This window comes from Thermoleptolyngbya sp. M55_K2018_002 (assembly GCF_015295965.1).
GTDB lineage: Bacteria > Cyanobacteriota > Cyanobacteriia > Elainellales > Elainellaceae > Thermoleptolyngbya > Thermoleptolyngbya sichuanensis.
On record NZ_DVEA01000359.1, the window covers coordinates 1 to 1,576 of the forward strand.

A 1,576-nucleotide genomic window follows, 5' to 3' on the forward strand; every position below is an offset into this window, starting at 1 on the left:
GCTGCTGCTGTCCGCCAGAGAGTTCGTGCGGGTAGGCGCGTTCGTATCCGGTCAGGCCAACGAGGGCGATCGCCTCCGTCACCTGCGTTTGCCAATTGCCGCCGCGCCCCAGCCCAAAGCCGATATTCTCCTGCACCGTGAGATGGGGAAACAGGGCAAAGTCTTGAAACACCATGCCCACCGAGCGCTGCTCTGGCGGCACTATGCCGTCTGCATTGGCAACCACGCGGCCGGCGATCGCCACCTGCCCTTGCTGGGGCTGCTCAAAGCCCGCAATCAGCCGCAGCAGCGTCGTTTTGCCGCAGCCCGACGGCCCCAGCAGTGCCAAAATCTCGCCCGGTTCCAGGCTGAGGCTGACGCTGGACACGGCGGGGGCAGGGCGATTGGGAAACTGGCGCGTCACCTGCTCAAGCTGCAAAACGGGCGAAGAATTCATGCTGTGGTTTACTAAAGGAAGTTATTGAGACATAAAATCAACTATGGGCGGCTCAATGGCGCGGCTCCTTCAGACAGCCTACCCAGAGAAATGCTTGTCAAATCCTTATGATGACATGACGACTGCCTCAAAATCAGAGAACCGAGCGCTTCCTTCAACATTGCATCTGACTCGCAGTAAGTCCGGGCTAGACCTGTGGACGCTGGCGGTGGGGGCGATCGCCCTGCTGATTGCTGCGCCCGTGCTGGTAGTGGCGGCCAGCCTGTTTTCGCCCGCTTGGGACGTGTGGCAACACCTCGCCTCCACAGTGCTGGGGCGCTACGTGGCAAATTCTCTGGCGCTCATGCTGGGCGTGGGCCTGGGGGTAGTTGTGCTGGGCACAGGCACGGCCTGGCTGGTAACGATGACGCAGTTTCCAGGACGCAGCATTCTCAGTTGGGCGCTGCTGCTGCCGCTGGCCTTTCCCGCCTATCTCCTGGCCTACACCTACACCGAACTGCTGGACTATTACGGCCCGGTGCAAACGGGCCTGCGATCGCTCTTTGGGTTCCAGTCGGCGCAGGACTACTGGTTTCCGCCGATTCGATCCCTGGGCGGGGCGATCGCGCTGCTGGTGCTGACGCTCTATCCCTACGTCTACCTGTTGGCGCGAGTGGCCTTTGGGGAACAGTCGGTCTGCACGCTGGAAGCCAGCCGTAGCCTGGGCTGCAACCCCTGGAAGAGCTTTTGGCGGGTGGCGCTGCCCCTGGCCCGGCCGGCGATCGCCGCTGGCACGGCCCTGGCGCTGATGGAAACCCTGGGCGACTTTGGCACGGTGCAATATTTCAGCGTAGACACCTTTACCACGGGCATCTATCGCACCTGGTTTGGCATGGGCGAACGGGCGGCTGCGTCTCAACTGGCGGCGCTGCTGATGCTGTTTGTGCTGGCGCTGATCTTGCTGGAGCAGTGGTTTCGCCGCCAGGGGCGATATTACCAAAAACGCGGAAAGTCCCAGAGCCAGAGCCGCTTTCGGCTGACGGGTTGGCGCAGCGGACTGGCGATCGCCGCCTGCACGCTCCCGCTCCTGCTGGGCTTTCTGATTCCCGCTGGGCTACTGCTGCACATGACCCTGCGAAATTTGAACCAGCTTACTGACCC

General features: G+C 62.2%; 2 protein-coding genes. One reads left to right on the forward strand and one right to left on the reverse strand.

Translation table 11 applies throughout. From position 1 onward, the window contains the following. Positions 1-436 (reverse strand): ABC transporter ATP-binding protein (locus tag IGS51_RS18250; protein WP_297080210.1); only part of this gene is annotated, 436 nt, incomplete at its 3' end. 115 nt (positions 437-551) lie between these two features. Here IGS51_RS18250 and IGS51_RS18255 point away from each other — a divergent pair. Then, on the forward strand, positions 552-1,576 hold a 1,025-nt coding region (locus IGS51_RS18255; RefSeq protein ID WP_367279371.1), incomplete at its 3' end, for an ABC transporter permease.